We start from the raw sequence: 22,209 nt of genomic DNA, 5'->3' as shown, positions 1-22,209 counted from the left end.
AGCCTTGTAATGGTTGAATCGAGTAAGATTTTAACCGTCTCATACGGCACTTTCTCGTGCACACTGGAAGGGTTTGACGACTCTTTCGACACGATGAAGGCCATCGCGGAGTACTTCCGCGATCTTGCGGCGGGAGACAGATACTTCGGGGCGGAGCCTCCGACGCCCGATGCGGAAATGCTAACCCGCATCGCGGAAAAGGAAATTGCGCGCCGCGTCGAAGCACGCATGGAACAATCGGGGATCGTTCTACGACCCGCGGCGGCCCTTGCAGGCTCCAGTGAAATGCCCGCGGAACAGCCCGTGCAGCAGCCTCCGGTGCAAACGCCGGTGGAAGCAGCCACGCCTGCTCCGGCGCCGGAACCTCAGCCCGAACCTGTGGCAGAGCAGCCGGAACCGGAGGTCGTGGAAGAGCCCGCTCCTGCGCCCAAACCGCAAACGGAATCGGTGGCACAGCGCCTCCAGCGTCTGCGCTCGGTTGTCGGTCAGCAGGCTGCGAAGCCCGCTGCGCCCGAGTATATCGAGGACGCTTCTGAAGAAGACGACATCGACCTGTCGTCCGTCATCGAAGCGACCGAGACCGAAGCGCCGCGCCAGCCGGACATCGAGACCCGCAACGAAAAAATTCGTGCCGCTGCCGCCAAGGCCGCTGCCGAAGCCGAAGCGATCAACGCTCCGGCCGACGAACCTGCCGCCGCCCCGCGTCCGCAGCCCCGCGTTGTTCGTATGAAGCGCGCCGATTTCGAGAAGGCTCTGAAAGACGGCACTCTTGAACAGCAGGTTGCCCGCAAAGCTGCCGAGCCGGTGGAAGAAAAAATCGAAGAACCGGTCGCAGAGCAGCCGGTTGTCGAAGAAGAACCGATGATCCTCGAAGCTCCGGTCCAGGCAGAGCCCGAAATCACCGAAGACGTCGCTGAGATCGAAGAGCCGCGGGTTGAAGAGCCCGAAGAGGACGAATTCAACCAAGCTGACCTCGACGGTCTGGATGACTTCGATCTCGAAGGCCTGAGCCTGTCGAACGAGGAAGACGCGGACCTTCTCCGTGAACTGGCCGAGATCGACGAAGAAGGCGAAGCTGACGAGGACGCCGAAAATGCCTTCCTTCTCGACGATGACGAGGATGAAGACGACGATTACGACGATGTCGCCTACGGTGGCCGCAGCCTCATGGACGATCAGGACGACCAGCTGACGCGCTTGCTGTCCAAGGCCGACGCTGAAATCAGCGCACCGGAAACCGACCGTCGCCGCCAGACCCTCAGCCACCTCAAGGCGGCTGTTGCCCAGACCGAAGCTGCCCGCAAGATGGGTGACGCGCTGGCAGGCGGCGAGGACCACGACAAAGCGTTCCGCGACGATCTGACCGCCGCTGTCCGCCCTGCTGCCGAAACGCCGCAGAAACCGACCGCGCCGGAACGCAAGTCGCCTGCTCCGCTGAAGCTCGTTGCCTCGCAGCGTGTGGATGCCGAAGAGGCACCTGCTCCGGTCGCACAGCCTAAGCCTGCTCCGGCTCCGGCCGCAGTTGCTCCGGTTCGTCCGCGCCGCGTTGTGGCATCGGAAGCCGCTGTCCAGGCCAGCACCGGCGCTAAGCAGGCGTTTGCAGAGTTCGTGCTGGAAACCGGCGCAAGCGGCCTGACCGAGATGATCGAAGCGGCGGCTGCCCACATCAGCTTCTTCGACGGCATCGAGGACTTCTCGCGTCCGCAAGTGATGTGGCGCCTGCGCGAGGTGATGAGCGATAGCGAGTTCACCCGCGAAGACAGCCTGCGCGCTTGGGGCACCCTGCTCCGTCAGGGCCGCATCGTCAAAGTCCGCAGCGGACGATTCGAAATTTCGAGCCAGTCGCGATTTAGTTCAGAAAAGAAAGTCGCTCGCGGCTGAGAATCAATAAACAAATTCAAATACCAAGGGCGCCTACGGGCGCCCTTCTGGTATTATGACCTCACAGAAATCCGGTCTCGAACCCACCAATTGGACCGTCCGGCCCATTTTGACGATTAATCCGAAACAGTGATTAATCCCTTTAAACGGCTTCCCATCTCTTGAGGTTAGCCAAATGGTCCGCTCGCTACCCGACTGGCCAAAAGCGTAGTTCTCTAAAAAGTTGCGCCCAATTCTCCGATTAAGCGACTGAACGGCAAAGCGTGAGCGCTACCGCGCGATCTTTGCCTCAGCATACGCCAACGCGGAGGATCATCGGATGGCGCTCGTGAAGCAAAAAGCAACTTCTGCTGCCGGCACGCCGGTCGCTAAAGCAAAGCCCAGCGCAACGACGACCGTCGCATCGAAGCGGGCAACCGAAAACGTCGACCTCAAGCGCCAACGTGCTCGCACCGTCGCTAAACAGAAGCAGTCCGCCGACAACATCGCCGCCGCATGCGCAGAACTCAGCGCGGGCGTTCAGGAAGCCAGTGCCGCGACGGAGGAACTATCCAATGCGATGCAGCAGATCGCTTCTGGCGCCGTTCAGGCCGCCTCTGCCAGTGAGGAAAGCGCCGCTGCGATGACGCAGGTGAACCGCCGCGTGAGCCTTCAGGCCAAAGCAGCCGAGAAGTCTCTTGAACTCACCCAGCGTCTTCAGATGGTCATCGCCGATGCCGACCGCAGTGTGACTGGCCTCATCGAGAACGTGGATGCGGGCTCAAAGCGTCAGCAGGCATCGGTCGAGTTGATGAAGGACCTCGAAAATCAGGCGCAGAACGTCATCGAGGCCGTCAATCAGGTCATCCGCATTGCGGACCAGACAAACCTTCTCGCGCTCAACGCAGCGATCGAAGCCGCCCGCGCAGGCAAGCACGGCAAGGGCTTTGCCGTTGTCGCCGACACCGTACGCAAACTCGCCGAAGCGTCAGAGCGCAACGCGACCGACATCGACGAACTGGTGCGCAATATTCAGGACAAAGCCAACGTGCTCGCCGGCGCTGTCGGCAATGCTGCTGCGACCGCCGCCGAGGAAGTCGCGAAGTGTCGCACGATCACCGATAACCTGAGCCAGATCCGTGATGACATGGAGGCTATCAAATCCGGTGCAGAAACGCTGGCGTCCAACGCAGGTGAAATGGGCGCGGCAGCAGAACAGGCATTGAAGGGCGCCGAGCAAATTGCCGCCGCCGCCGAAGAGCAATCCGCAGGTGCCGAACAGGCCGCGAAGAGTGTTGCCAACCAGTCCGAAGCTCTTCAGGAAGCTGAACGCGCGACGAGCGAACTGGTAGAGATTGCAGAAGATCTCAGCACCTCGGCGGACATCAGCAAATCGTCGGAGGAGCTTGCCGCTGCATCCGAAGAACTGGCCTCCACCATCGAAGAGATGAACCGCGCCAGCACCGAAATCTCTACGGCAATCTCGCAGATCCTCGATACCGCAACGCTCCAGTCGTCTTCGGTCGAAGAAGCGGTCGCTGGCATCACCCAGATCGAAACCAACGCCAAGCTCGCCAAGTCAAATGCCCAAGACGCACTGACCAAAGGCGAGGCGATCAATTCGCTTCTAATCGAGAACCGCGAAGGTATCGCGAAGGTCATCGCAGGCGTCACCGAAGCGATGACAACCGGCAAACAGTCGGTCACCGAAATTCAGGAACTCGAAGTCGTGAGCCGCCGCATCGACAAGATCGTCGACGCGATTGCCAACGTGGCGATCCAGACCAATATGCTGGCCGTCAACGGCGCCGTCGAAGCGGCCCGCGCAGGCGAATACGGCAAAGGCTTTGCCGTTGTGTCGACCGACATCCAGAACCTCGCCGAGGATGCCCAGAAGAACGCCGACGACATCAAGGACATGGTCAAAGGCATTCAGGACCAGATCGTCAACGTGCGCCTTGACCTGATGGAAACCGCCGAGAATTCGCTGGCCGAAGTCGAGCGCGCCAAGGGCACGACCCAGTTGCTCGAAACCGTATCGCGCGACATGGCTTTCGTGCTTGAGGGTAACACCGATATCCTCACCTCCAGCGACGAAATCCTCGAGGCGATCACCACCGGCAAGCAGGGCATGGAGCAGATCGCCGCCGCCGCAGAGCAAGCGCAGACCGCCGCCAATCAGGCGTCCATCGCGGCGACCGAGCAAGGCAAGGGTGCCGAGGAACTGTCCATCGCGATCGACAACATTGCCGCCAGCGCGGACGAACTTCAGCTTCGCTAATCCATCGAGTTCGGCAGGTCGGAGGGCAAGGTCCTTCTGCCCCACCGGAGAGATATCGGGAGACCAGAAATGGCCAAGCAGGACTCGAATACCATCGAAGCCGACCTCGACGAGAGCCAGCTTTCGTCGGTCAGACAGTTCGTGAGCTTTCTGATCCGAGAAGAGATTTTCGCGTTCTCGATCGACCTTGTGCAGGAAATCATTCGCGTACCCGCCCTCGCCCGTGTTCCGATGGCGCCGCCGAGTATGCTCGGCCTTGCCAATCTGCGCGGTGAAGTTCTGCCAGTCTTCGATCTGCGCTCCATGCTCGGCGTGGAGCACAAAGAGACCAGCGATGCTTCGCGGGTTCTGGTGGTCGATGACGGCATGAAGGTCGGACTGGTCGTAGACCGCGTTGCCGAAGTGCTGAACGTCCCCGTCGATCGCATCGAAAACGTCGACGCCGTCGAGAAGACAATCGACTCCAAGCTACTCAGCGGGGTGGTGAAGAACTTCAACGATCATGACCTCGTGCAGCTTTTCGATCCTGGCCGTCTGCCAGAGCTTCAGGTGAAAGAAGTCGTTGGCGGCTCGACGGGGCGTTCGTCCGGCAAGGTCGGCAAAGCCACCGAGACGACTGACACCGAGGAAGTCCAAGACGATGTCCTCCAGATCGTGTCCCTGCTGATCGGCGAGGAGGAATACGCCTTCAACCTTGCTGACGTTGACGAGATTGTGCGCGTCCCGACCCAGATCGCCGAAGTGCCGAACGCGCCGTTCAGCGTTGTGGGGCTTTGCACACTGCGCGACCGCGTTTTGCCGCTGGTGAGCCTGCGCGACTGCCTTGGCCAAGCGCGGACCGAACAGAAGGACAGCAATCGCGTTGTCGTCCTCCAGATCAAGGACGGTGACGGTTACCGCCGTGTCGGCATGATCGTGGACCGCGTTCGCGAAGTGCTCCGCGTCCCGCGCGATCTGGTCGATGACGTGCCCGAAGGGGTCAAACGCCACGGCGCGAACGAGATCGAATGCATCTGCAAACTCGACGGCGGCCAGCGGCTCGTGTCGGTTCTGTCGGCTGGGGAAAGCATCAGCGGCGTGGATCTGTCCGAAGCCGAAAAGGCCATGAGCGCAATCTCGACCGAAATGACCGAACAGACTGTGGAGGATGACGATATGAACACATCGGCAGACGCAGCAGACCTCGAAGACGTACAGCTCGTCGTCTTCAAACTCGCCAAAGAAGACTTCGGGATCAGTATCCACGCTGTGCAGGAAATCATCCGCCTGCCCGAACAGTTCGTCGAAGTGCCCAAGGCCCAAGCCGAGGTCGCAGGCATCATCAACCTGCGCAGCATGGTTCTGCCGGTGATCGACATGCGGCGCTATTTCCACCTCGCCCCCTGCGAGCGGAGCGAACGCCAACGGATCATCGTTCTGAACAGCGACGGCGTGATGACCGGCTACATCGTCGACAGCGTCACCGAAGTGCTACGCGTCACCCGCAACGAACTCACCGACCCGCCTGCCCTCAACTCCGAAGCCGCCCGCTTTGTGAAGCATGTCGCCAAGGCGCATGGCGGCAAGTCGATGGTGCTGGTCCTCGAAAGCTCGGCCTTCGACGTGCTGAACGCGGACGAACTTCAGGCAGGGGATGCCAAGGCATGAGGCTGCTACTCGTAGAGGACTCTGCACTGATGCGGCGCGTTCTCCGCGAGAGTTTCGCGGGCGAGCGCGATATCGAAATTACATTCGCGCGCGACGGCGAAGACGCCTTGGAGAAGCTTGAACAGTTCCAGCCCGATGTCATCACGATGGACATCAACATGCCCAAGATGGACGGGCTGACCTGCCTTGCGCACATCATGGAGCGGCGGAAAACGCCTGTAATCATGTTGTCCTCGCTGACCGACAAAGGCACCGCCGCGACATTCGAGGCGCTGGAACTCGGCGCTGTGGATTTTGTGGCCAAACCTGACGGTACGGTGTCGGTGGACCTCAGCTCCGTGGTCGATGAACTGCATCGCAAGATCCGCTCTGCCTATGACGCGTCTGCGTCCCGCCGCACCCGCGAGGCGCGCGGTATTGCGGCCAATCGCAATGCCCAGCAGGAAACGCCCGCGCAGAGCCGCCGCCTGAACCTCGCCCGTCCGCGCGCCGAGTTGCTGCTGATCGGCAGCTCCACAGGCGGTCCTGGCATCGTGCAACACATCCTCGAACAGATCAGCGGCCCCTTCCCAATGCCGATCCTGATCGCGCAGCACATGCCGCCGAAATTCACCACGACGTTTGCCCAGCGCCTTGATGCCGCCTGCCCAATGGACGTGATCGAAGTGACAGAGCCTATGCCTCTGGCGGCGGGCAAGGTCTACCTCGCCGCTGGTGGCCGCGACGTGGTCGTGAACCGCAAGTTCAACAGGATCATGGCCGAACCAGTCCCCTCTGATCCGCAATTCCCGTGGCACCCCAGCGTGTCGCGAATGGTCATGACGGCGCTCGACAAGATTGATGCCAAGAACCTGATCGGCGTGATGCTGACTGGCATGGGTGACGACGGATCGACCGAAATGGCGCAGATCCACCAGCGCGGTGGCGTGACGATTGCACAGTCGGAGGACAGTTCTGCTGTCTTCGGAATGCCCGGCAAACTGATCGAAAAGGACGGCGCAACCGTCGTGCTGGATGCAGAGGACATCCCTGAACAAATGAAGCGGTGGCTTGGAATGGTCGCGCCGATACGGAGGTCGAAATGCTAGTCAAATCCCAGCGCGATAACGATACCGGTGTCGACGACCTTTCGACCGTGGAAGCAAAGAAAGAACTGTCCAGCCCCGACGCGAACCGCCGACGCGAAGCTGCTGTGGCGCTCTATGGACGCAAGGCCGCCCTGTCTGCGCTCGTCGACCGTCTGGAAGAAGAAGACACGCCCGCGGTTCGCGAAGCCATCATCAACTCGCTGATCTCGCTGGACTCCCCGAAGGTCGTCGACACCTTCATCGCGAAACTGCGCGGTGACGAAGCCGAACGCCGCAACGAGGCTGTCTATGCCCTCCAGCAGATGCCGGAGCGGTCGGCCCAGAAGGTCAAGAAACTGCTGATCGACGCCGATGCCGATGTGCGCATTATGGCCGTCGACATCATCCGCCTGCTAACGATCTCGGACGCGCCCGAATGGCTCGGCGTTCTGCTGGAAACCGAGGACAACCCGAACGTCGTCGGCGTCGCCGTGGACCGCCTGAGCGAGATCGGCAGCATCAATGAACTTCCCGTGCTCGAAGCCGTCATCGAACGCTTCAGCGGCGATGCCTATCTGCAATTCGCCACGAACCACGCCATCGACCGCATCAAAGCCATTCACTCAGAGGGACCTATATGAGCGTCCTGACACTGAGCAAACAGGACTTCGATGTTTTCTGCGAGTACTTCTACAAGAAGACCGGCATCGAATTCGATGAAAGCAAACGCTATTTCGTCGACAAGCGCCTGCTGAAGCGGATCGAAGAGACAGGAGCGAAATCGTTCCGCGACTACTTCATCTCGCTCCGCTTCGAGTCCAGTCAGAAAGAATTCCAGAACATCGTCAACGTCATGACGGTGAACGAAACCTACTTCTATCGCGAGGAACACCAGTTCAAGACTCTCACTTCCCACGTGATGAACGAACTGGCCCGTTCCGATCGTAATGCGGACCGCCCGCTGCGCATCCTGTCCCTGCCCAGCTCGACGGGTGAGGAGCCGTATTCGATCGCCCTCCAGCTTATGGAAAACTGGCCAGGGCTCGCGACCTATGATGTGGAGCTGGAAGGCGCCGATATCGACACCGACGTGCTCGATCGCGCGCTTGAAGGCATCTACAGCCGCCGCAGTGTCCAGTACCTGCCGCCCGATGTGCTCAAGCGCAATTTCACGTCGCTCAGCGGTGGCCGTTACCAGATTTCTGACGACATCCGCGAAGCTGTACACCTGTTCCGCATGAACCTGTCCAACCGCGACGACTGCCGGAAACTGCGCGGATACGACGTCATCTTCTGCCGGAACTTGCTCATCTACTTCGATGATAAGTCACGCCAACTCGCCATCAACGCGCTGTTCGACGCGCTCAATCCGGGAGGTTTCCTGTTCCTCGGCCACTCCGAGAGTATCAGCCGCATGACTTCCCTTTTTCAGGTCAGACGGTTCCCCGAGTCGATCGTCTATCAGAGGCCAAGCTCATGACGACACGCAAACTCAAAGCACTCATCGTCGATGATGCGACAACTGTCCGGATGTATCACCGTGCACTGGTGGAGCAGCAGGGCTGGGAAACCGTCGAAGCGGAAAACGGTGTCGAGGCGCTGGAAAAGGCGCTGGAGACCCACGTCGACGTGATGTTCGTCGATGTGAACATGCCGGTGATGGACGGCTACACGTTCATCAAGACCGCCCGCCAGTCCGAAACGCTCGGCCACATTCCGGCTGTCATGATCTCCACCGAAGCGCAGCTTGTCGATCAGGACAAAGCCTACGCCGCCGGCGCCAACCACTACCTCATCAAACCCGCGACACCGGACGATATCGCGATCCTGCTGAAGCTGCTCGTACCGAAGGAGCTGCCATGAATTCGCTTCTCGAACAATTTGTCTCCGAGTGCCGCGATCTGATCGAGGCCGCGTCGCGCTGCCTTCTCGATCTTGAAAACGACAGCTCAAACAAGGCGCAGATCGACGAGCTTTTCCGCGCCGTCCACACGATCAAGGGCGCATCGGGTCTGTTCGAATTCAAACCGCTGACCAGTACGGTTCACGCAGGCGAAGACCTTCTGGACGCCGTGCGTGCCGGCGACGTGCGCTTCAACTCGGACATCGCGGACCTACTGCTCGAAATGCTCGACCGGCTTGTCGAATGGCTGGACCAGATCGACGCGACAGAAAGCCTGCCAGCAGGCGCCGAGGACACGAGCGCCGAACTCAGCCGCCGCCTGCGTTTGCAGCTTGAGGACGGCTCGGCGGACGAGGTGGAGGCAGAGGACACGGACGAAGCCACGCCCGCGTTCGACGCATGGCCCGAGGGCGTCCCGCCCCTGCCCGGTGCGGAAGAGGGTCTGACCTTCGTCACCTACCTGCCGTCGCCCAATGCATTCTTCACCGGCGACGACCCGCTTCAGAACGTGCTTAAAACGCCTGGCCTGCTATGGATGCAGATACAGGAGCCCGAAAGCTGGCCCGAACTCGACGCCATTGATCCGTTCATTGTGCAGATTGGCTTCCTCGTCGTTTCCAACGCCAGCCCCGCAGAGGTACAAGACCACTTCTCATATGTCGCGAGCGAGATCAGCATTCAGACCATCGGCCTGACCGAGGCTCCTGCCACCGAGGAGGCCGCGCCCGAACCCGATGCTGCGCTCAGAGAAATGGCGACGAAGCTGCTGGCATCGCAGAAAGAACTGCTCGCCTCCGAACAGCACGACATCTCGGAGCGCAAGTGCCTTGAAAGCATCGATCAGGTGCTGGAGCGTCTGACCCACGCGCTGGAACTCAGTGCCGTTTGTACCAAGCCTGTCCATGACACCGCGTCGCTGCGCGAGGCGCTGGAGCACTGGATACACGACATCGAGGTCGAGATGGCTGGCGGCACTGTCGCTGTCGTGGATACCCCAGACGACGAGCCCTTTGCCCCGCTCGGCGAACCCATCGCCGCCGTGCCTGAGCCGCAGCAGCCTCAACCGCCGGAGGATACGCCCGCCGAGATTGCCAGCCCCGCCGTCAGCACGCCCTCCCCCCGCGCCAGCAGCCATTTGCGCGTCGATGCAGAACGGGTCGATACGCTGATGAACCTCGCAGGCGAGTTGATCGTGGCCAAGAACGCAATGCCTTTCCTTGCCCAAAAGGCAGAAGCTGCCGACAACGCGGGTGATCTGGTGCGCGAGATCAAATCGCAGCACAACACGATCAACCGCATCGCCGAAGAGCTTCAGGCGGCGATCATGCACATCCGCATGGTGCCTGTCGGCAATATCCTCAGCCGCTTCAATCGCCTCGTCCGCGACCTGTCGCGCAAGCTGGGCAAGGACATCCAGTACCTCGTCGATGGCGAAGACACCGAGGCGGACAAAGCAATCGTGGACGAGCTGTCCGAACCCGTGGTTCACCTCATCCGCAATTCAATCGACCACGGCATTGAAGACCCCAAGACCCGCGAACAGGCAGGAAAGCCGCGTCAGGGAACGATCCGTATCCGCGCTTACCACAAGGAAGAGAACGTCGTTCTCGAAATCTCCGATGATGGTAAGGGCATCGACGTAGACCGCGTGCTGACCAAAGCGGTCGAGCGCGGACTGGTCGATCAGGAAAAGGCCGCCAACATGTCCCGCAGCGAAGCGCTGCAACTGGTGTTCCTCCCTGGCCTGTCGACGAAGGAAGAGGTCTCCGACCTGTCGGGCCGCGGCGTCGGCATGGACTCGGTCGGCAGCATGGTGCGCCGCATGGGCGGCCAGATCGGCATCGACAGCGAACAGGGCTTCGGCACCACCGTGACGCTCTCGCTGCCGCTTTCGATGGCCGTCCAGCGCCTGATGATGGTCGAGGTTGGCGATGGCCTCTACGGTGTGCCTGTCGATAGCGTTGTCGAAAGCCAGAAGATCGACCCCGCCAAAATCCGCCGCCACCGCAACGCGGAAATGGTCGTCCTGCGCGACCGCCTCATTCCGCTGGTGCGCCTGCGCGATCTGTTCGAATGCCCCGACATCGAGGAGCCCCAGACGCTCAGCGTCATGGTGGTCGATGTGGACGGCCATGAATCCGGCCTCGTGGTCGACAAATTCCATCCGGGCGTGGACGCCATCGTCAAACCGATGACCGGCGTTCTGAGCGGACATCAGATGTACGCGGGCACGGCGCTTTTGGGCGACGGCTCCATCCTGCTCGCCCTGAACCTACGGGAGATGATCGAATGCCAATATCACTGACACCCGAAGCGGCGGTGTTTGAAGGGCACGTCGACATAACGGATATCGACCAACTCCATCCGTGGATGGTCGCTAACACAGACGCGGTGCTCGACGTAACTGACTGTACGTCCGCACACACCGCTGTCGTTCAAATCGTGGTGGCATCGGGAATGCCCGTCAAAGGGGCAGAAGACACGGGCGACTGGCGCTCGGTCTTCAACAAGCCTCACTCGGTCAAGCAGGTATAAAAGGTTAAGGAATGGCACTGATCCTCATCGTTGATGATAGCCCCACAGTTCTGATGAGCATGGACGCGCTGCTCAAGCGGTTCGGCCATACCACGCTGACGGCCGATAGCGCCGAAGATGCCGTGGCAAAGCTGCGTACCGGCGTGCAGCCCAAGATGGTCATCACCGACTTCCACATGCCAGGAAAGAACGGCGCGCAGTTGATCGGCTTCCTACGCCAGCAGCCGCAGTTCCGTTTTATTCCGATGCTGGTGCTGACGACCGACACCCAGCAGGAACGCCGCGATCAGGCCAAGCAGGCCGGCGCGACCGGCTGGCTGACCAAGCCGGTCGATCATCAACAGCTGGACACCGTTCTGAAAAAGTTGCTGCCAAATGGGTAAGAGGGAACCGACCATGTCTATGAAAGAGCACCTCCCCCGTCTGATCGACTTGCTGAGCAATCTCACCAAGAACATCGCGCACGAGACCAACGAATGCTCGATGAGCTTCATGCGGTATCTCCACGACATCGAAGACAAGATCATCGAGGAGCGTGAAAAGACCGACGCCGCCGTCGCGCACTTGGGCAACCTCGACACCATGGCGCAGTCCTACCGCGAGGATCAGCGCGCGCTTGAGGCCGATCTGGCCGACGCGATTGCAGTGGGTGAACGCGTCCGTGCGGAAATCACCGCATCCCGTCAGACCATGGCAACGATTGCCAAGTCGATCGACAGTATGCGCTACGAGCTGCAAAGCGTCGAAAGTTTCAGCCGCGAGATCAAGATCATCGCGATCAATGCCACCATCGCTTCTGCCCGCGCCGGTTCGGTCGGAAAGGAATTCGCCGTCATCTCGGGCGAGGTGCGTCGCCTTGCCAATGAAACCGCAGAGATCACCGAACGCCTTGGCCCCATCGTGGACGAAGTGCTGACCGAACTCAGCGTCTACACCAGCCAGTCGGAGAGCAAGGGCGATTTCCGCTATCGCAGCGGCGTGCTGGAGCGGCTGGATTCGCAAACCAACACGCTCAAAAAGGCGCGCAGTAGCGTTGGCGACGTGACGACGAACTTCGAACAGCTCATCGAACTGAACTCGATGCAGCAGGAAGAAAAGCGCGCGACGGCCAACAACATCGAAGGCTCCATTCGCGAGGCGCTGTCCTGCGCACAGAACGGCGACGTCATTCGCCAGCAGGCCGAGACCATCGACGAGATGCTCCGCGCGATGAACAAATTCATCCGCGACCGTGACCTCTCTGCGGACATCCGCGAAGGCGTGGACGATCTGATCCGGCAGCTGTCGGACAAATATGTCATGTACTCGCAGCGAAGGGTCCACCTCGAGGGCGGAAACGCCTCCAACCTGAGCTCCGATTCCAGCGAAGCCGATCTCAAGATCGAACTGTTCTAAAGGAAAACGCCGCGGACCAAACTGGCCGCGGCGTTTTCTTTTTCTTTGTCCGGATCCTCTTTGCCGATGCCGAGGAACACCCAGCGGAACGGCAGGGCCCACGCAAGGCCGAGGAAGATATATGTCGGCAGCTCAACCCACTTCGGGAAACGGTCGATGTTGGACATGACCGTCACCGCGAAGATCACATAGGCCGGCATCCCGACCAGCAGGATCAGGAGCGCCAGCCGTTTGCGACGCTTGTAGTCCATCAGTCAGCGAACGGGTCGGTGACGAGGATGGTGTCTTCACGCTCCGGCGAGGTCGACAGAAGCGCAACGGGGCACTCGATCAGCTCTTCGACGCGCTTGACGTACTTGATGGCGTTGGCCGGCAGGTCGTTCCACGAACGAGCGCCTTCGGTCGATTCCGACCAGCCCGGCATTTCTTCGTAGATCGGGGTGCAGCGTGCCTGCTCGTCCGCAGCGGTCGGCAGATAGTCGAGTTGTTTGCCGTCGAGGTCGTAGCCCACGCAGATTTTCAGCGTCTCGAAGCCGTCCAGAACGTCCAGCTTGGTCAGCGAGATACCGGTGATGCCCGAAGTCGCGCAGGTCTGACGGACCAGAGCGGCGTCGAACCAGCCACAGCGGCGCTTGCGGCCCGTGGTGGTGCCGAACTCGTGGCCGCGCTCGCCCAGACGCTGACCGTCTTCGTCGTGCAGTTCGGTCGGGAACGGACCCTCACCCACGCGGGTGGTGTAGGCTTTGACGATGCCGAGGACGTAGTCGATCGAACCCGGGCCGATGCCGACACCGGTTGCGGCCTGACCTGCGATCACGTTCGACGAGGTGACGAACGGATAGGTGCCGAAGTCGATGTCGAGCAGCGCGCCCTGAGCACCTTCGAACAGGATACGCTTACCGGCTTTGCGCTTCTCGTTCAGAACCTTCCAAACGGGAGCGGCGAATTCGAGAACCGACGGAGCGATCTCTTTGAGCTGTGCGATCAGCGCGTCACGGTCGACAGGCTCCATGCCCAAACCTTTGCGCAGCGCGTTGTGGTGCAGCAGCGCGCGGTCGACGCGGGCTTCGAGCGTCGCATCGTCAGCGAGGTCGGCCACGCGAACCGAACGGCGGCCCACTTTGTCTTCGTATGCCGGACCGATGCCGCGACCGGTGGTGCCGATCTTGGTGCCAGCCGAAGCGGCTTCTTCGCGAGCGCGGTCAAGCTCACCGTGGATCGGCAGGATCAGCGGCGTGTTTTCCGCGATCATCAGCGTTTCCTTGGAGATATCGACGCCCTGCTCGCGGACCGAAGCGATCTCTTTCACAAGGTGCCAAGGGTCGAGAACGACACCGTTGCCGATGACGGACAGCTTACCGCCGCGAACGACGCCCGAAGGCAGAACGTGCAGCTTGTAGACCTTTCCGTCGATCACCAGCGTATGGCCGGCGTTGTGGCCGCCCTGGAATCGCGCGATCACATCGGCGCGTTCCGACAACCAGTCCACAATCTTGCCTTTACCCTCGTCACCCCATTGGGCACCGACGACGACTACGTTGGCCATACCTGAGTCTCCTCGATTAGCGGCTCAAAACCCGCGTCCGTATAGCGGTGCTTTTGTGGGCAGGGAACCGCATTCTGTCATGAAATCGAAACGAAACGTCGCAGAGGCGGCTCAGGACACCGACTTTGCAACCTTAGCGGCGAGATCCGACCAGCCATAAGCGGTCTCTGACACCCCTTCGTGACGATCGTCGGATTCGCGTTCTTCGATGATTTCACCGCCGAATTTCTCGTAGAACGCCCGCGCGGGCGTGTTCGTTGTGAGAACCCAAGCGGTGATACCTTTATATCCCAGTCGTGCACCTTCTTCGAAACAGGCACTCACCAGCGCGTTGCCGATGCCTTGGCGCTGGTTCTCCTGATAGAGGTAAGCAGAGGTCAGTTCCGCGTCATAGCCCTTCTCTTTCAGGTTCGGCTCGCGCTGCGCGCCAACGCTAGCAAAGCCGACGACCTTTCCATCCGCTTCGCAGACGAACACCTTACCAGTGCCGTTTTCATCAAGGGTGTTGATGATCCGCGTCCATTGCTGCGTGCGATCAGGCACGGTGATCCGGTCGATCAGCGCGTCAGGCAGCAGCCCGCGATAGGTCGTGTTCCAAGAGGCAACCTGCACGTCCGCAATGGCGGGAGCGTCGGCGGCAACGGCGGGGCGGATGTCGAAAGATTTAACCATAGGCTTCTTCTATTCCTTCTTTTCCACCACACAAGACCGCCAATCCAGAGAAAGTCCGGTCTGCGGCCCGATGAGGGGTTGCGACCCGCGCTTTGTCCCTCTAGATACCTCGCGTTCACAGAAGGCAGAGATAGAGCCCCATGGAAAGCGTCGTACTCGTCGTACATCTGATCATCGCACTGAGCCTCATCGGCGTTGTCCTCATGCAGCGCTCCGAAGGCGGCGGCCTTGGCATGGGCGGCGGCGGTGGCGGCGTTATGTCCGCTCGCGGCGCAGCAACTGCGCTCGGCAAGGTCACTTGGGGCCTCGCAATCGCGTTCATCATCTCGTCTCTGGCGCTGACCATCATCGCACGCCAACAGCTCGGTTCGTCGTCCACTCTGGACAGCCTGCCCGCTGCAGAGCAGAGCGAAGACGGTACGGCTCTTCCGGGTCTGGGTAGCGATCTGCTGCCGCCGGTTCTTCCGTCGGATGCTGCAAACGATGCGGCCCCTGCTGAAGAAACCGACCCCGATCTGCCGCCGGCACCGGCGTCGAACTAAGTCTCTACCTAGTAATCACTACGTATAGGTATTGAGGCCATTTGGCCCAACACGATGTTGCGTGTCCGGTTGCGTTTGCGGGGCGAATCCGGTTATAATTAAATCCCGTGGTTGATAGGGCTGGCTGCGTAATCCGGCCCTTCTCTCTTTTCGATATATGAACTGACAACACGGGGGTTGCCTGTCCGATGGCGCGTTACATTTTCATTACCGGCGGTGTGGTCTCGTCCCTTGGTAAGGGCCTTGCTTCTGCTGCTCTCGGCGCCCTGCTTCAGGCACGCGGTTTCAGCGTCCGTCTTCGCAAACTCGATCCGTATCTGAACGTCGATCCGGGCACGATGTCGCCCTTCGAGCATGGCGAAGTGTTCGTCACCGACGACGGTGCGGAGACCGACCTCGACCTCGGTCACTACGAACGTTTCACCGGCGTTGCTGCACGCAACACCGACTCGATCTCGTCGGGCCGCATCTATTCGAACGTGCTCGAGAAAGAGCGCCGCGGTGCCTACCTCGGCAAAACCATTCAGGTGATTCCGCACGTCACCAACGAGATCAAGGATTTCCTTCGCCAAGGTGAGGACGAAGTCGACTTCATGCTCTGCGAAATCGGCGGCACCGTCGGCGACATCGAAGGTCTGCCGTTCTTCGAAGCCATCCGCCAGTTCACCCACGAACGTCCGCGCGGCGAGTGCATCCTGATGCACCTCACCCTCCTGCCCTATCTGGCAGCGTCGGGCGAACTGAAAACCAAGCCGACCCAGCACTCGGTCAAGGAACTCCAGTCGATCGGTCTGGCCCCTGACGTTCTGGTCTGCCGCTCCGAGCATCCGATTCCCGAGAAAGAGCGCGATAAGATCGCCCTGTTCTGTAACGTGCGCCCCGACGCCGTGATCCCCGCCTACGACCTTAAGTCGATCTACGAGGCTCCGCTGGCCTATCACGGTCAGGGCCTCGACCAAGCCGTCCTCGACGCCTTCGGTATCTCGCCAGCTCCGCGTCCGAACCTCGAGCGCTGGCTCGACGTCCAGGACCGCATCCACAACACCGACGGCGACGTCCGCGTTGCGATCGTGGGCAAGTACGTCCAGCTCGAAGACGCCTATAAGTCGATCAAGGAAGCCCTCACCCACGGCGGCATGGCCAACCGTGTGAAGGTCCACGTCGAGTGGGTCGACGCAGAAGACTTCGACAAGGAAGACGTTGGCGAGCGCCTCGGCCAATACAACGCGATCCTCGTTCCGGGCGGCTTTGGCGAGCGCGGCACCGAGGGCAAGATCAAGGCGGCCCAGTTCGCCCGCGAGCGCAAGATCCCCTACCTCGGCATTTGCCTTGGTATGCAGATGGCCGTCATCGAAGCCGCGCGTAACGCTGCCGGCATCGAAAAAGCGGGTTCGGAAGAGTTCGACCACGAAGCAGGGGCAAAGCGTTTCGAGCCGGTCGTCTACCACCTCAAAGAGTGGATCCAGGGCAACCAGACCGTCACCCGCAAGGAAACCGACGACAAGGGCGGCACCATGCGTCTTGGCGCGTACAACGCCTCACTCAAGGAAGGTTCGCGCGTTGCCGAAGTTTACGGCACTACCCGCATCGCCGAGCGTCACCGTCACCGCTACGAGGTCGACGTGAAGTACCGCGAGAAGCTGGAGAACGCCGGTCTGTGCTTCTCAGGCATGTCGCCGGATGGCCGTCTGCCGGAGATTGTCGAATGGCAGGACCACCCGTGGTTCATCGGCGTCCAGTTCCACCCCGAACTGAAGTCCAAGCCGTTCGAGCCGCACCCGCTGTTTGCGGACTTCGTCCGCGCGGCGGTCGAGAACTCGCGACTGGTCTAAGAGATTGCGGCGCCTTCGGGCGCCGCTCGTTTTAGGGGGCTCTGCCCCCTCCGGCCTTTGGCCGTTCACCCCCGGGATATTTGAAGCACAAAAGCAGCCATGCTCTCCTATCAGCACATCTATCACGCCGGTAATATGGCGGACGTCCAGAAGCACGCGTTGCTGTCTTGGGTGCTTGCTTATATGACCAAGAAGGACAAGCCGCTGAGCTACATGGAAACCCATGCGGGCCGCGGTTTGTACGAACTGGATTCGGCGGAAGCGGTGAAGACCGGCGAGGCGAAAGCGGGCATCGATATTGCCGAGAAACTGGGTTGGTTCGAAGCGGATCACCCTTACGCGCAGGCGTTGGCCGAGGTGCGCGCAAAATACGGGGCGAACACCTACCCGGGCTCGCCGCTCATTGCATCCGAGTTGCTGCGTGCCGAGGATAGCTTGCGTCTGGCTGAACTGCATCCGCGCGAAAACGAGGCGCTGCGCGAGGTTCTTGGCAATCTGTCGGTGATCGAGAAGCGCGACGGCGCTGAAATGGCCAACGCGCTTTGCCCGCCCAATCCACGTCGCGGAGTGCTGCTGATCGATCCGTCCTACGAGATGAAGACCGATTACGACGCGATGGCGCGGCTGATCCAGACCGTTCATCGCAAGTGGAATGTCGGCGTCATCATGCTCTGGTACCCGATCCTGACCGATGGTCTGCATCGTCCGATGATCCGCGCGCTGGAGCAGGCGATCCCGGACGGCATCAAGCACGAGGTCCAGTTTCCGCCCGCCCGTGAAGGTCACCGCATGGTCGGCTCGGGCATGTTCGTCGTAAACGCCCCCTATGGTCTGAGCGACGAAATGGCCCGATTGACGACGCTTTACAACGCTTTGTCGTGAGCAGGTCTTTTCGGTCCGCATTTGCGCACCTATACCTAACCTATGCTGAGCAACCTTCTGCGGCAGTTGACCGCCCCGACCCGACCGCCTCTGACCGAAACCGATGCCCGTCTGGCGATCGGGGCACTTCTCGTTCGCGTTGCACGCGCTGACGGTGAATATGCGCCTGAAGAAATCGACCGGATCGACCGTATTCTGGCCAAACAATTCGACCTCTCGCCGTTCGATGCGACCAAGATGCGCCGCGAGTGCGAGGAGATCGAAGCAGAGGCGCCGGATACCGTTCGCTTTACCCGCGCTATCAAGGAGTCGGTTGCGCTCGAAAAACGCGAAGGGGTTATCCGCGCGATGTGGGAAGTCGTTTTGACCGACGGAGACCGTGATCCGGAGGAAGATACCCTTATGCGTATGGTTGCGCCGCTTCTGGGCTTGACCGATCAGGACAGCAACCGTATCCGCCTCAGCCTAACAAGGCAGTAAAACTGCCTGCCGGTTGGGCAACTGCACGTTTTCGAGCGAATTCATTGCACAGACTGCTGTATTCGTCCTAACCTGCCGCATCAGGGAATGTTGCGTGGAGCCGGGAATCCGGTGCTACTGCGGCGTGCAACAGGGACAGACAACAACGTGACGACACCGCCAGTCATCGAGATACGCAATCTGCACAAATCCTATGGTGACCTCGAAGTGCTGAAAGGCGTGGACATCCGCGCCGAGGCAGGACAGGTCATTTCGCTGATCGGCTCTTCGGGGTCCGGCAAATCGACGCTTCTGCGGTGCTGCAACCTGCTCGAGGACAGTCAGCAGGGTGAGGTGATCTTCAGCGGTGAGCCGGTCACTTGGAAAGGCGAAGGTCTGAACCGCCGTCCTGCCGACACCAAGCAGCTTCTACGCATCCGCACGAACCTGTCGATGGTGTTCCAGCAATTCAACCTCTGGGCGCATATGACGATCCTGCAGAACGTCATGGAAGCTCCTGTCACCGTGCTTGGCCGTGACAAAGCCGAGGTGGAGGCAAGCGCGCGCAAGTACCTCGACAAGGTCGGCATCGGCGACAAGTGCGACGCCTACCCCGCGCAACTTTCGGGCGGCCAGCAGCAGCGTGCGGCGATTGCCCGCGGTCTCTGCATGGAGCCCAAGGCGCTGCTGTTCGATGAACCGACTTCCGCGCTCGACCCCGAGCTGGAACAGGAAGTCGTTCGCGTTATCAAGGGCCTTGCCCAAGAAGGTCGCACCATGATCATCGTGACCCACGACATGCGCATGGCCCATGACGTCAGCGACCACGTCGTATTCCTCCACAAAGGCCGCATCGAAGAGGAAGGCGCACCGGCGCAACTCTTCGGATCGCCCAAGTCGGAACGCCTCCAACAGTTTCTTTCGCATTCCGCCCCTGTGTGACGCGAGATACCACTTGCGCAAGACAGGCGAATAGTCAGTCTGGAGACATAAATTCAATCGGATGTCCGGCCAAACGGACATCCCAAAGGCCGCAAGGCCCAACAAGGAGAGAGAAATGAAAAAGCTTGTTCTCACCACCGCACTGGTCGCTCTGGGTTCGACCGCTGCTTTCGCACAAGACGTCGTCCGCATGGGCACCGAAGGTGCTTACGCGCCGTACAACTTCATCAATGACGCCGGTGAAGTCGACGGTTTCGAGCGTGAACTGGGCGACGAGCTCTGCGCACGTGCAGAACTGACCTGTGAGTGGGTCACCAACGACTGGGATTCGATCATTCCGAACCTCGTCTCGGGCAACTACGACAACATCATGGCCGGCATGTCGATCACTGCCGAGCGTGCTGAAGTCATCTCGTTCACTCAGGACTACTACCCGCCGACCGCTTCGGCATACGTCGCTATGTCGGACAGCGCTGACCTCGAAGGCGGCGTCGTTGCAGCTCAGGCATCGACCATTCAGGCAGCTCACGTTGCTGAAACCGGCGCGACCCTGCTGGAATACGCAACCGGCGACGAAACCCTCGCAGCTGTCATGAGCGGCGAAGCGGACGCTGTTTTCGCTGACAAGGACTTCCTTGCACCGTTCGTCGAAGAAAACGCCGACCTGATGTTCGTTGGCGAAGACGTTCCGCTCGGCGGTGGCATCGGCATGGGTCTGCGCCAGTCGGACACCGAGCTGAAGGACAAGTTCGACGCAGCGATCACTTCGATGAAAGAAGACGGTTCGCTTAACGAGCTGCTGATCAAGTGGTTCGGCGAAGAGACCACCACCTACTAATCTCGGATCGGGGGCGGCATTTAGCTGCCCCCACCTTTATTTGAAAACGCGATGTGTTCTGATCCCGATACTCTCGCCGGTTTAAGCTGGCTCTGGTGCTACCTCACCACCGGCAAGCATATGTCGATGTACTGGGCGTTCGGCACCGTCCTTCTGCTTCTGGCAATTACCGCTCCGATGGCCCTTCTGTTCGGCTTCGGCGGCGCGTCTGCTGCGCGCAGCAAATTCGCGCCGGCGCGCTGGTTCGGCAAAACCTACATCGCTGTTGTCCGCGGCGTTCCTGACATCGCGTTCTTCCTGTTTTTCGTCATCGCCCTCGACCAGCTGTTCGAGTATCTGCGGCATCAGGTGAAGTGTCCCGATTGGGACCAGCCGATCCGTCAGGGCAATGACTTCCTCGTCTGTCCAGAGGCGAAACTTCCGCTCAACAATGCGCCGCAGTGGGTCCATGAAAGCTATGGCTTCATGCTCGCTGTACTGACCTTTTCCATCGTGTTCGGCGCCTTTGCGGCCAACGTGATCTACGGCGCCATGCGTTCCGTGCCGCGCGGCCAGATGGAAACCGCCGAAGCCTACGGCATGACCCCGCGCCAGTCGTTCTGGCGTATCCTTGTGCCGCAGATGTGGGTCTATGCCCTCCCCGGTCTGTCGAACCTGTGGATGGTGCTAATCAAGGCCACCCCGCTGCTGTTCCTGCTCGGCGTCGAGGACATCGTTTATTGGGCCCGCGAGCTTGGCGGTCAGAAGACCCCGCGCTTTACCGACTACCCGCATGGTGACTGGCGCGTCTGGTACTTCCTCGCGCTGCTGATCTTCTATCTTTGCTTTACCAAGGTCTCCGAGATTGTGTTCGCGCGCATCTCCGCACGCTTGAGCCACGGACAGGCCACCGCCGCAGGCGAAGCCCAGAGAAAGGCCGCGTAATGAGCTGCTGGGACATCATTCAGGACTACGGTCTGCGCAGCATCGGCATCGGCGAACGCCTCCTGCCCCGTGACGACTTCACCATCTGCAAGCAGGTCGTGCTGATCGGCTCGGGCATGCTGTGGAACATCTACTTCGGCGCGATCGCGCTGGTGCTGGGGTTCTTCCTTGCCGTCGCGACCGCAGTGGCGAAGGCCGGCGACAATGTTATCCTGCGCAAATTGGCGAACACGTTCATCCTGCTGTTCCGCGGCTCGCCGCTCTTCATCCAGTTCTTCTTTGCCTACTTCGCGTTCCTGTCTCTCAAGGGCGTCTCACCGTTCTTTTCGCCGTTCAGCTCGGCATGGCTCGGCGCGCTTGTGGTGCTGTTTTTGAACACCGCAGCCTACTCAGCCGAGATTTTTTACGGTGCGCTCCGCTCGATCCCCAAGGGTGATATCGAGGCCGCCGACGCCTACGGGATGCGCGGCTGGACCCGTTTCCGCCGCATCACTTTCCCGACCATGCTGCGCCTCGCGTGGCCCGCCTACACGAACGAAGCGATCTTCCTGTTCCACGCGACGACGCTGGTGTTCTTCTCGGGCTTTCCGGCGATGCGCCAGAACGGCGACGCGCTCTATTACGCGAACTACTTCGCGGACAAGACGTTCAACCCGTTCGTCCCCTACCCGATCCTCGCGGGCTTCTTCGTGCTGCTGACGCTCACCGTGATCGGCATCTTCGGACTGGTGAATAGGCAGCTGAACAAGCACATGCCGCAGGAGAGCCGGCAGAAAATTCGCTTGCGGTTTAATCTGATACGGTAATAAGATCAATTTATGATCAAATTTTTCGATGGTGTGAAAACGCCCGATCGACAAAGTGATCATATAGGATCAAAGGCC

Annotated in this window: 22 protein-coding genes; 19 read left to right on the top strand and 3 right to left on the bottom strand. The window is 60.4% G+C overall.

Annotation, left to right across the window (positions count from 1 at the left end):
• The first annotated feature begins 9 nt into the window (after window positions 1-9).
• From IF204_RS02525 to IF204_RS02475, 11 genes are all read left to right on the top strand, one after another.
• The gene (locus IF204_RS02525) at window positions 10-1,881 is read left to right on the top strand and encodes a hypothetical protein (protein WP_194094413.1); all 1,872 of its coding nucleotides are present in this window, start codon (window positions 10-12) and stop codon (window positions 1,879-1,881) included.
• 319 nt (window positions 1,882-2,200) lie between these two features.
• Window positions 2,201-4,141, top strand: a complete 1,941-nt coding sequence (locus IF204_RS02520) for a methyl-accepting chemotaxis protein (protein WP_194094412.1) — start codon at window positions 2,201-2,203, stop codon at window positions 4,139-4,141.
• A 69-nt stretch (window positions 4,142-4,210) separates the two neighbouring features.
• Window positions 4,211-5,788: a chemotaxis protein CheW gene (locus tag IF204_RS02515; RefSeq protein WP_194094410.1), complete on the top strand. Its 1,578-nt coding sequence runs from the start codon at window positions 4,211-4,213 to the stop codon at window positions 5,786-5,788.
• The gene (cheB, locus tag IF204_RS02510; RefSeq protein ID WP_194094408.1) at window positions 5,785-6,876 is read left to right on the top strand and encodes a chemotaxis-specific protein-glutamate methyltransferase CheB; all 1,092 of its coding nucleotides are present in this window, start codon (window positions 5,785-5,787) and stop codon (window positions 6,874-6,876) included. The genes IF204_RS02515 and cheB overlap by 4 nt, the downstream gene beginning before the upstream one ends.
• Window positions 6,870-7,496, top strand: coding sequence for a HEAT repeat domain-containing protein (locus tag IF204_RS02505; protein WP_194094406.1), 627 nt, complete (start codon window positions 6,870-6,872; stop codon window positions 7,494-7,496). Before cheB ends, IF204_RS02505 begins: the two co-directional genes overlap by 7 nt.
• Complete coding sequence (locus IF204_RS02500; protein WP_194094404.1) at window positions 7,493-8,335, top strand: CheR family methyltransferase; 843 nt, start codon at window positions 7,493-7,495, stop codon at window positions 8,333-8,335. The genes IF204_RS02505 and IF204_RS02500 overlap by 4 nt, the downstream gene beginning before the upstream one ends.
• The gene (locus IF204_RS02495) at window positions 8,332-8,718 is read left to right on the top strand and encodes a response regulator (protein ID WP_194094402.1); all 387 of its coding nucleotides are present in this window, start codon (window positions 8,332-8,334) and stop codon (window positions 8,716-8,718) included. Before IF204_RS02500 ends, IF204_RS02495 begins: the two co-directional genes overlap by 4 nt.
• Window positions 8,715-11,063: a chemotaxis protein CheA gene (locus tag IF204_RS02490; protein ID WP_194094400.1), complete on the top strand. Its 2,349-nt coding sequence runs from the start codon at window positions 8,715-8,717 to the stop codon at window positions 11,061-11,063. The genes IF204_RS02495 and IF204_RS02490 overlap by 4 nt, the downstream gene beginning before the upstream one ends.
• Window positions 11,048-11,293 (top strand): hypothetical protein, encoded by a 246-nt coding sequence (locus tag IF204_RS02485; protein WP_194094397.1) that lies wholly within the window; start codon window positions 11,048-11,050, stop codon window positions 11,291-11,293. The genes IF204_RS02490 and IF204_RS02485 overlap by 16 nt, the downstream gene beginning before the upstream one ends.
• An 11-nt stretch (window positions 11,294-11,304) precedes the next feature.
• Window positions 11,305-11,676, top strand: a complete 372-nt coding sequence (locus tag IF204_RS02480; protein ID WP_194094395.1) for a response regulator — start codon at window positions 11,305-11,307, stop codon at window positions 11,674-11,676.
• Window positions 11,677-11,689: 13 nt separating this feature from the next.
• Window positions 11,690-12,688, top strand: coding sequence for a methyl-accepting chemotaxis protein (locus tag IF204_RS02475; protein WP_194094393.1), 999 nt, complete (start codon window positions 11,690-11,692; stop codon window positions 12,686-12,688).
• Here IF204_RS02475 and IF204_RS02470 read toward each other — a convergent pair.
• From IF204_RS02470 to IF204_RS02460, 3 genes are all read right to left on the bottom strand, one after another.
• Window positions 12,685-12,939, bottom strand: coding sequence for a DUF2842 domain-containing protein (locus tag IF204_RS02470; protein WP_194094391.1), 255 nt, complete (start codon window positions 12,937-12,939; stop codon window positions 12,685-12,687). The two genes, IF204_RS02475 and IF204_RS02470, sit on opposite strands and share 4 nt — an antisense overlap.
• On the bottom strand, window positions 12,939-14,234 hold the full coding sequence (locus tag IF204_RS02465; protein ID WP_194094389.1) for an adenylosuccinate synthase: 1,296 nt from the start codon (window positions 14,232-14,234) through the stop codon (window positions 12,939-12,941). Before IF204_RS02465 ends, IF204_RS02470 begins: the two co-directional genes overlap by 1 nt.
• 111 nt (window positions 14,235-14,345) lie before the next feature.
• Window positions 14,346-14,906, bottom strand: a complete 561-nt coding sequence (locus IF204_RS02460; protein ID WP_194094387.1) for a GNAT family N-acetyltransferase — start codon at window positions 14,904-14,906, stop codon at window positions 14,346-14,348.
• Between the two features lie 140 nt (window positions 14,907-15,046).
• Between IF204_RS02460 and secG the strand changes: the two genes are divergently transcribed.
• The 8 genes from secG to IF204_RS02420 all read left to right on the top strand — a co-directional run bounded on the left by secG (window position 15,047) and on the right by IF204_RS02420 (window position 22,131).
• Window positions 15,047-15,448: a preprotein translocase subunit SecG gene (gene secG, locus IF204_RS02455; RefSeq protein WP_194094385.1), complete on the top strand. Its 402-nt coding sequence runs from the start codon at window positions 15,047-15,049 to the stop codon at window positions 15,446-15,448.
• A gap of 188 nt (window positions 15,449-15,636) precedes the next feature.
• Window positions 15,637-17,280 carry a CTP synthase gene (locus IF204_RS02450; protein WP_194094383.1) on the top strand — a complete coding sequence of 548 codons (1,644 nt, stop codon included), beginning with the start codon at window positions 15,637-15,639 and terminating at the stop codon, window positions 17,278-17,280.
• A 99-nt stretch (window positions 17,281-17,379) separates the two neighbouring features.
• A complete protein-coding gene (locus IF204_RS02445; protein WP_194094381.1) occupies window positions 17,380-18,162 on the top strand; it encodes a 23S rRNA (adenine(2030)-N(6))-methyltransferase RlmJ in 783 nt (260 codons plus the stop codon).
• Between the two features lie 42 nt (window positions 18,163-18,204).
• A complete protein-coding gene (locus IF204_RS02440; protein WP_167637801.1) occupies window positions 18,205-18,642 on the top strand; it encodes a tellurite resistance TerB family protein in 438 nt (145 codons plus the stop codon).
• Between the two features lie 147 nt (window positions 18,643-18,789).
• Window positions 18,790-19,563: an ABC transporter ATP-binding protein gene (locus tag IF204_RS02435; protein WP_322743249.1), complete on the top strand. Its 774-nt coding sequence runs from the start codon at window positions 18,790-18,792 to the stop codon at window positions 19,561-19,563.
• A 115-nt stretch (window positions 19,564-19,678) separates the two neighbouring features.
• Complete coding sequence (locus IF204_RS02430; RefSeq protein WP_167637799.1) at window positions 19,679-20,401, top strand: transporter substrate-binding domain-containing protein; 723 nt, start codon at window positions 19,679-19,681, stop codon at window positions 20,399-20,401.
• Window positions 20,402-20,452: 51 nt separating this feature from the next.
• On the top strand, window positions 20,453-21,325 hold the full coding sequence (locus tag IF204_RS02425) for an ABC transporter permease (protein WP_194094377.1): 873 nt from the start codon (window positions 20,453-20,455) through the stop codon (window positions 21,323-21,325).
• Complete coding sequence (locus IF204_RS02420; RefSeq protein ID WP_194094375.1) at window positions 21,325-22,131, top strand: ABC transporter permease; 807 nt, start codon at window positions 21,325-21,327, stop codon at window positions 22,129-22,131. Before IF204_RS02425 ends, IF204_RS02420 begins: the two co-directional genes overlap by 1 nt.
• Window positions 22,132-22,209: the final 78 nt, after the last annotated feature.

Source organism: Marivivens aquimaris, assembly GCF_015220045.1.
Lineage (GTDB): Bacteria > Pseudomonadota > Alphaproteobacteria > Rhodobacterales > Rhodobacteraceae > Marivivens > Marivivens aquimaris.
The sequence above is the reverse complement of the archived record's forward strand: the minus strand, read 5'-3'. Positions and strand labels throughout refer to the sequence as shown.

What these genes read in the sequence shown, in the direction of transcription:
- IF204_RS02525 (WP_194094413.1), top strand. Translation starts at nt 10, where the DNA reads ATGGTTGAATCGAGTAAGATTTTAACCGTCTCATACGGCACTTTCTCG.
- IF204_RS02520 (WP_194094412.1), top strand. Translation starts at nt 2,201, where the DNA reads ATGGCGCTCGTGAAGCAAAAAGCAACTTCTGCTGCCGGCACGCCGGTC.
- IF204_RS02515 (WP_194094410.1), top strand. Translation starts at nt 4,211, where the DNA reads ATGGCCAAGCAGGACTCGAATACCATCGAAGCCGACCTCGACGAGAGC.
- cheB (WP_194094408.1), top strand. Translation starts at nt 5,785, where the DNA reads ATGAGGCTGCTACTCGTAGAGGACTCTGCACTGATGCGGCGCGTTCTC.
- IF204_RS02505 (WP_194094406.1), top strand. Translation starts at nt 6,870, where the DNA reads ATGCTAGTCAAATCCCAGCGCGATAACGATACCGGTGTCGACGACCTT.
- IF204_RS02500 (WP_194094404.1), top strand. Translation starts at nt 7,493, where the DNA reads ATGAGCGTCCTGACACTGAGCAAACAGGACTTCGATGTTTTCTGCGAG.
- IF204_RS02495 (WP_194094402.1), top strand. Translation starts at nt 8,332, where the DNA reads ATGACGACACGCAAACTCAAAGCACTCATCGTCGATGATGCGACAACT.
- IF204_RS02490 (WP_194094400.1), top strand. Translation starts at nt 8,715, where the DNA reads ATGAATTCGCTTCTCGAACAATTTGTCTCCGAGTGCCGCGATCTGATC.
- IF204_RS02485 (WP_194094397.1), top strand. Translation starts at nt 11,048, where the DNA reads ATGCCAATATCACTGACACCCGAAGCGGCGGTGTTTGAAGGGCACGTC.
- IF204_RS02480 (WP_194094395.1), top strand. Translation starts at nt 11,305, where the DNA reads ATGGCACTGATCCTCATCGTTGATGATAGCCCCACAGTTCTGATGAGC.
- IF204_RS02475 (WP_194094393.1), top strand. Translation starts at nt 11,690, where the DNA reads ATGTCTATGAAAGAGCACCTCCCCCGTCTGATCGACTTGCTGAGCAAT.
- IF204_RS02470 (WP_194094391.1), bottom strand. Translation starts at nt 12,939, where the DNA reads ATGGACTACAAGCGTCGCAAACGGCTGGCGCTCCTGATCCTGCTGGTC.
- IF204_RS02465 (WP_194094389.1), bottom strand. Translation starts at nt 14,234, where the DNA reads ATGGCCAACGTAGTCGTCGTCGGTGCCCAATGGGGTGACGAGGGTAAA.
- IF204_RS02460 (WP_194094387.1), bottom strand. Translation starts at nt 14,906, where the DNA reads ATGGTTAAATCTTTCGACATCCGCCCCGCCGTTGCCGCCGACGCTCCC.
- secG (WP_194094385.1), top strand. Translation starts at nt 15,047, where the DNA reads ATGGAAAGCGTCGTACTCGTCGTACATCTGATCATCGCACTGAGCCTC.
- IF204_RS02450 (WP_194094383.1), top strand. Translation starts at nt 15,637, where the DNA reads ATGGCGCGTTACATTTTCATTACCGGCGGTGTGGTCTCGTCCCTTGGT.
- IF204_RS02445 (WP_194094381.1), top strand. Translation starts at nt 17,380, where the DNA reads ATGCTCTCCTATCAGCACATCTATCACGCCGGTAATATGGCGGACGTC.
- IF204_RS02440 (WP_167637801.1), top strand. Translation starts at nt 18,205, where the DNA reads ATGCTGAGCAACCTTCTGCGGCAGTTGACCGCCCCGACCCGACCGCCT.
- IF204_RS02430 (WP_167637799.1), top strand. Translation starts at nt 19,679, where the DNA reads ATGAAAAAGCTTGTTCTCACCACCGCACTGGTCGCTCTGGGTTCGACC.
- IF204_RS02425 (WP_194094377.1), top strand. Translation starts at nt 20,453, where the DNA reads ATGTGTTCTGATCCCGATACTCTCGCCGGTTTAAGCTGGCTCTGGTGC.
- IF204_RS02420 (WP_194094375.1), top strand. Translation starts at nt 21,325, where the DNA reads ATGAGCTGCTGGGACATCATTCAGGACTACGGTCTGCGCAGCATCGGC.